The 6,097-nt window shown below is 54.7% G+C and carries 8 protein-coding genes and 1 pseudogene; 5 read left to right on the top strand and 4 right to left on the bottom strand.

The window, feature by feature from the left end; all coding sequences use genetic code 11:
• Nucleotides 1-294: 294 nt before the first annotated feature.
• Complete coding sequence (locus ACMX25_RS35820; protein ID WP_414954611.1) at nucleotides 295-564, bottom strand: DUF1488 family protein; 270 nt, start codon at nucleotides 562-564, stop codon at nucleotides 295-297.
• 322 nt (nucleotides 565-886) lie between these two features.
• Nucleotides 887-1,618: a Crp/Fnr family transcriptional regulator gene (locus ACMX25_RS35815; protein ID WP_414954610.1), complete on the bottom strand. Its 732-nt coding sequence runs from the start codon at nucleotides 1,616-1,618 to the stop codon at nucleotides 887-889.
• Nucleotides 1,619-2,527: 909 nt separating this feature from the next.
• On the opposite strand from ACMX25_RS35815, the gene ACMX25_RS35810 reads away from it, so the two are divergent.
• Both ACMX25_RS35810 and ACMX25_RS35805 read left to right on the top strand, forming a co-directional pair.
• Nucleotides 2,528-2,686 carry a hypothetical protein gene (locus ACMX25_RS35810; protein ID WP_414954608.1) on the top strand — a complete coding sequence of 53 codons (159 nt, stop codon included), beginning with the start codon at nucleotides 2,528-2,530 and terminating at the stop codon, nucleotides 2,684-2,686.
• Between the two features lie 82 nt (nucleotides 2,687-2,768).
• Nucleotides 2,769-3,110: pseudogene (locus ACMX25_RS35805) on the top strand (SDR family oxidoreductase); the annotation flags it as partial.
• A 382-nt stretch (nucleotides 3,111-3,492) separates the two neighbouring features.
• Here the strand turns inward: ACMX25_RS35805 and ACMX25_RS35800 are convergent.
• Entirely contained in the window at nucleotides 3,493-3,675 is a 183-nt protein-coding gene (locus tag ACMX25_RS35800) for a type II toxin-antitoxin system RelE/ParE family toxin (RefSeq protein WP_414954615.1), read from the bottom strand.
• 151 nt (nucleotides 3,676-3,826) lie between these two features.
• Nucleotides 3,827-4,063, bottom strand: coding sequence for a type II toxin-antitoxin system ParD family antitoxin (locus ACMX25_RS35795; RefSeq protein ID WP_414954607.1), 237 nt, complete (start codon nucleotides 4,061-4,063; stop codon nucleotides 3,827-3,829).
• A gap of 529 nt (nucleotides 4,064-4,592) precedes the next feature.
• Here ACMX25_RS35795 and ACMX25_RS35790 point away from each other — a divergent pair.
• The 3 genes from ACMX25_RS35790 (at nucleotide 4,593) to ACMX25_RS35780 (ending at nucleotide 5,960) form a co-directional block, all read left to right on the top strand.
• Nucleotides 4,593-4,838 (top strand): hypothetical protein, encoded by a 246-nt coding sequence (locus tag ACMX25_RS35790; protein ID WP_414954606.1) that lies wholly within the window; start codon nucleotides 4,593-4,595, stop codon nucleotides 4,836-4,838.
• A 149-nt stretch (nucleotides 4,839-4,987) separates the two neighbouring features.
• Nucleotides 4,988-5,140 (top strand): hypothetical protein, encoded by a 153-nt coding sequence (locus ACMX25_RS35785; RefSeq protein ID WP_414954605.1) that lies wholly within the window; start codon nucleotides 4,988-4,990, stop codon nucleotides 5,138-5,140.
• A 235-nt stretch (nucleotides 5,141-5,375) separates the two neighbouring features.
• Entirely contained in the window at nucleotides 5,376-5,960 is a 585-nt protein-coding gene (locus ACMX25_RS35780; protein ID WP_414954604.1) for a DUF7713 domain-containing protein, read from the top strand.
• Nucleotides 5,961-6,097 lie beyond the last annotated feature (137 nt).

Genomic DNA, 6,097 nt, shown 5'->3' with positions numbered 1-6,097 from the left:
AACCGCCCTCGTGCTACGCATGCGTTTCATTCACCCTTCGAGGTATTTGCCGCGACACTAAAAGCAGCGGATCTCGCAACGTCATCTAAACATTAGACCAGTTGTTGCACTTCGACTTGAGACCGCCCTGCCTGCACCTCGCGCGCAGCTCCAGCTACTCGTTCAATTGCCTGAGCTTCCGGCGAGCGCCGACGTTCGGTCTTAGGCACTTCGCGTTCTATCGGCACCATGGTTTCGTCAAGTAGTCGTCCGCGGAGGCTATCAGCAACGTGTCAGTAACAGACGACAGGTCGACTATCGCTCGAAGTCTCTCGCCGCCAATTTCAGAGAATCTGTCTTGTCGCGCATTGCCCTGCGCGCTGCCAACGCAAAGATACGGTTGCGCCCGTCTGCGAATGCCTTGAGCACGCGAGCTTCGCTGGCATCCGGTGGCAGCCAAAAGAACCGTTCCAGTGCGTCTCTCGTTAGCGAACAACGAACTTCTCTACCGCCGATTAGAATCGGAAACGCGACTGCGGTCCCATCGCCTGCGAGGACAATCTCGGCAACGCTAGTTGTGTCCACCTTGCACCCCTATTTCATTCGCTAAAAAACTGGCGCTTGCGGAGTGAGGTCCATTTTGACCTCGCCGCGTTGAATTTTAAAAAAGAGCCCTGCTGCTTTCAATTCGATCAGCAGCGCAGTACGTCCATGATTTTGCCATTAATGTCACGCTTGCGAGCTCCGAGGGAATTCGTCTCACCGTCAACGCGGGGCGTATTTCACTCAGGCATGACAGATTGGCAAGGCCGAATATCTGTTCCGAAACCGAAAAGACCATCGCCTCACGCCGCCGTTTCACTCATTTTGCGATTCGCATAACCAACGCTGTACGAGCGAGACAACTTTAGCAAACTTCTTCGGCCTGGCGCACGCGCGGCAGCATGCGGTCGAACTCGCGCTTGACGATGCCATAGCACTCACAAGCACGCGCTTCAAGACCTGCGCGATCGAGCACCTTGATACAACCACGGCTGTGATGGATCAGCCCCGCGTCATGGAGCTTTCCTGCCGCTTCCGTGACCCCTTCGCGACGCACGCCCAGCATGTCGGCGATCATCTGCTGCGTCACCTGGAATTCGTTGGACGGCGTGCGGTCAATCTCGATCAGCAACCAGCGGCACAACTGCTTGCTCAGCGAATGGTGACGGCACGCAGCGGTCTGCGCAATTTGCGTCAGCAGCGCTTGCATGTACAGCATCATCAGGCGGCGCAGGAAATCCGAACGATTGAACGCCTCACGCAACGCACTGGCGCTCATGCGATACGCAAAGCCCGGGCATTGAACCTGAACGCGCGTCGGCATGGTGTCGCCGCCGGTCAGGATAGGAACGCCGGTCATGCCTTCGCGGCCAATCGCGGCGATCTCCGCCGAGCTGCCGTCTTCCATCGAGTGAAGCAACGAGATGATGGCTGTCGTCGGGAAATACACGTGATGAATCCGTTGACCCGAATCGCAAAGCAGTTGGCCTGTACGAAGCTGAACGAGTTCCAGGTGCGGCGTGAGCGCTTCCCATTCATGTGCCGGAAGCGCGCCCAAAAGATGATTGCCGTGCAGGTCTGATTTGAGGGTCAACATGATTTTTTTCTCTGATTCGTGCGCTGTGCGCCTATTTTTTATACCGGTCCGCCTCGCGTCTTCTTGATGCATCTGACGGCATTCATCGAAGACATGTTGCGACCAGCCCCGTAAGCAGACTTGCCGAAGTCGTGGGTTATTTTTAGACTCCGGCTGGTGCTGCACCACACATAAAGCGAGGACCGTGCCAGATCTCTGAAACCCAGTACCAGCATGGGAGCCTCATTGGATATGCAGCAGCGCACAATGGGGGTGAGAACGTTTTTGATTCACTCTTGAACAGTACAAACCCGAACGAACGCTATCTGTCCGATCAAACGCGCAAACGCTGTCGTCGGGTCAATGCCTTGCTGGAAGGGCGTCCGAGTTTTGAAGCGATGTTTGAAAGCACCGGTTTGCTGGCGGCAAAACCCTAGTCGCATCAGCATCTATCCGCCATTCCAAAAGTGTTTCAGATTTGTCTGTCGAATCAACCTCGGCTCGCGCGCTTTTCGCTGCTTTTCGCGATCTAAAAGGGCGAACGAGTATTGAACTTAGGAAAAGCGCTTGAATCACTGATGCTGTCCGTTAAGGCGTGCGACGACGAAATCGGTAAGGGAAATCGACCTCTTACGGCTACGGCAAGCAAATATCCCCACCAAGGATCTCCTGGCCCAGACATTGCCGAACGATTAGGATTACCAAGGTATTGGAAGTTGAGCTGATCGTGCCCGCTATATATGGCACGCCACCCTTTGACGCATCCAAAATGATGTGTTGGCTAACGGACAGTTGGATTTTAAGGCGATGCGTACAATTCATCTGACATAACACGAATTGTTTGTTTGATTTAGCCGTACTTCGCTGTCGACGTCAGCGTGCCGGATCGTTAAAGGAAACTGTATGAGAGAGATACTAGCGGCACCCTATATGTCGACGAAGGATGCCACGACGCGCCCCACGCGTGAGAAGTTTTCCTGTTCGGGCGATCAGTTCGACATCATCGTCGCCTTCGCGGTGAGCCATGATTTACTTCACGCGCCGTTCCACTTCGTCGTTTCCGAATACAAGCGCACCAGGCTTCATTAATTTGGGGAACGCGCGTGAATCCCAGCTATCCCTGCAGTGTTGACAGGCCCGCGCGCCCAGCGGTTGGTAGCAAGTTGAGGCCTTGCCCGAGTCGACCACGGCTTATGCTGTCGCCAAAGCTGAGCTGTCCACGTATAACAAGAGCTTGTCGAAGGAAGTCGTGCTGAAGGGCGCGCCGGTGTCGCCGGGTTGGCGACAAACAGACACGACGGCCGCACTCGTAGAACGGCTCGCCAGCCGGGGCGGCACGGATTACGAAGGCGGCAAACAGATCATCATGGATGCACACGGCGGTATCCGGCTCGGACGTTCGTCAATACTCGCGGAGGTCGCCGACCTCGTCGCCTTTCTGATTTCACCGCGTGCGCCGGCCATTAGCGGAACGGAATATCTCATCGACGGCGGGAGCATCCCCACTGCTTGATGCATGGACCGGTGACTCGGCCAGACACGAAGGGCTAGGAGTCCAATTGACGTGACGGGCGCGAGGATAGCCCTCAGCGGTGACAACGGGTATGGTCGGACGGCCCGTTAGCGGGATTCCATCGTCGAGCTCCTGTCTTTAACATAAATAGAATGATCGGAATTTAGTTCGCATTCCTATGCGTATTAAGGCGAGGATGTTTATCAATTTGTGCAGCGGGCCGCTGCACAAATTCGGATATATTGTGCCTCCAGGGTGCGAGGTGACGGTCTGCGCGTGGCGGGGAGAGCTGTTGGTTAGATGCGATGTCCGTGCACGATGGGGCGGCAAAAGGGGGAAGTGCGTGAATGCTCCTCACGGACCTGGTGTCGTGCAGAGGCTGTCAATGAGTCTCATCGTCGTTGCTCTCCAGCCAAGCCGGAATATCACGCTTGCCGTTGAGCACACGCCAGACTTCCACATGAGCCTCGCGCTCAATATAGAAGATTAGGTGCGGATACCGATCCAGTGGCCACGACCGCAGGTCTGGGATACCCAGCTCGTACGCGTAACGGGGAGACCCGATGTTCGGGTGCTTGGAGAGACGCTCGTAAGCCTGCTCGATCTCCGCGATGATCCGAGCGCAGCCTGCTCCGAGCCTTCGTCTACGATGTAGTGCGTCACCTCGTCCTCCACGTCCTGCCTGGCTAGCCTTGTCGGAATGACGGGCTTAGCCCTCATTTGCGAGAAGTATGCACGCGAGCGCGCAGCGATTCGAAGTAGTCGGCGTCAACAGGGGCGGCGAGGCCGGACGTTGCGCCCTGCAGGATTATTGCGCGCAGACGCTTGCGATCTTGGTCTTTTCGGATCAGTTCGCGGACGTATTCGCTACTCGTGCCGTACCCGCCCTCGCCAACCTGTTCGTCGACGTAGACCTTCAGTGAATCCGGTAGGGAAATGTTCATAGTCGTCATAAAACAACTCTAGCACGCTTTGGCAAATTTTGCCAAAGCGATGCGGTGTTATGAGGCGGCTGATAGAGAGTGACGGCCACGGCTTTGGTGCGCATAAACTATGAACGGTAGTTCGCGTCGGGCGAACAAAGTAACGGATATGCGACCGTGCGCGCGGCGTTCGACCGTAAGCTGGTCGATTCATAACATACTATTAATTGGGCATAATGTTAAATTATCGAGTTTTCGTTCGTAGTCCGAAATAGTTGAGTACATCTACGATGCAGCAAGATATCTTCCTCAGTGTATGGTGATCAGCGTTCCATGACGCGCCAGATTTGTTTCTCCGATGCACATTTTGATAACGCACCGCGGCGACGGCAAAATATTGACACTGTCGTTTGAAGACTTGATATGGAGGCGCCAAGGTTGACGGTTTGGGACTCGCTTTCTGGGCGATGATGTGCGAATGCTCACGGATACCAGCAGGACGGCAAGCGGCAGATGATTTGGCTCATACTATGAGTCGCCCAATCAACGGAGGTAGCTGATGAAAAATTCGTTTGTGCACAAAGGCTTTACCGTCTCGATGAACGCAGTGAGAAATGATGCGGATCCTGAGTGTGCGCGTTTCGATGTTACTGTTGCCATCGAAGACATATCCACGGGACAATTTCTTCTGAACGAAACTCGGCCGGTGGAAGCGCTGGATAAGGAACAAATGACTGCGGAGCGCGCGTTGAACCACAGTGCCCGAGAGGCGCGCAGCTTGATTGATGGTGAGCAGGCGTCTTGAGAAAGGCCGCTTCAATATGCGTTCCCGCTGGTTGTCGCCGTAGCAGCGTCGTGATCCGATCGGGCCATCACTTCGTCAATCACGACGTCGCTGACAAGCGATCGAAAATTTGTCATAGTTAGCGTCTTGGGGACTGCAAGGAGTTAGGCATGCCAGAAGAACTCAGTGCAAAAGCGAAAACGGCGCTTTTGGAACTTAACGAACGCGCCGCGGGCGACCAACCTCTCATGGTTGAGTGGGACATCCAAACGGAACTGAAAAAAGTGAGTTGGTTTCAGCGGCTCCGCGCGGCGGATGTCTGATCACAGAAGAGGGACAGGCATATGTGCGAGAGATGAATGGCTAATTCAGCTACATGTCTCGCAGACAGCCCACCGATGTCAGCGTTGCCCACTCGCGCAGTCGCGAAGGGCCCTCTCAGACGTGCCAAAATGTGCACAGCGAAGGCGAAACCGATCTTTTGTGCTGCAGCGGGCCGCGACGAGCTGAAGTGCATTTTGTCGGATGCTGCGTATCCGAATTCCCTGGAGTTCCATCATGTCCGTCAGCCGATGCGCAGCTTGCGGCACTAACATGCCGCAGTACGACACAGTCAATACTGTAAACGAGGGGCGGAGCGCTCGATTATTATGCACCGCCTGCTTCAATCGCCAAATGGCTCACCACGCCGGTATCGACAATTTTGGTTCGATCAAGTTTGAGCCGGTGCACCTGAACGACGCTAACGGAGTCGTCCACGAGTTCCATTTTCGAACACTTCTTTTTCGCGACAAACTTTCGCTAGAGTCATTTGAGTCGACAAGCGACGATAAACCTTCGGGATATTGCTTCCAAATCATTGGCGATCCGCTAGCGGATCAGTTCGTTTTGCTCGGAACACTGATCGAAAAGATGCGCCGTTCGCTTGCGGTCGTCCACATAAGGGACACTGATCTCGGATTGCAAATCATCGACGATACCGTCCGCGGCAGAATCGAATCGGATGGCAGCGAGGATTCACGTATGCCATGTGTCGTCATAGACGGTCGCCGCGTTGAGTGGGACGAGCTCGGGCACATGCTGATGATGTTTGAAGGGTGGCAGTTTAAGCTTGAAGTACGCGATCCAAGTGACGAGGTCTGAATGTGATTGGCGACTTCATGTGAAAGCCGAAAACGCAAGCCGGAGCGCACTTAAAAAAAAGAATGGTGTGCGCTGACAAAATTCGGCGTGACAACGACTTCGCCCGAAACTGGCCAATCATGATGTATCGCGTCTGC

The sequence above is a fragment of the Caballeronia eucalypticola genome, from assembly GCF_047608185.1.
In the GTDB taxonomy this organism is placed as follows: Bacteria; Pseudomonadota; Gammaproteobacteria; order Burkholderiales; family Burkholderiaceae; genus Caballeronia.
This window is presented reverse-complemented; position numbering and strand designations above follow the sequence as displayed.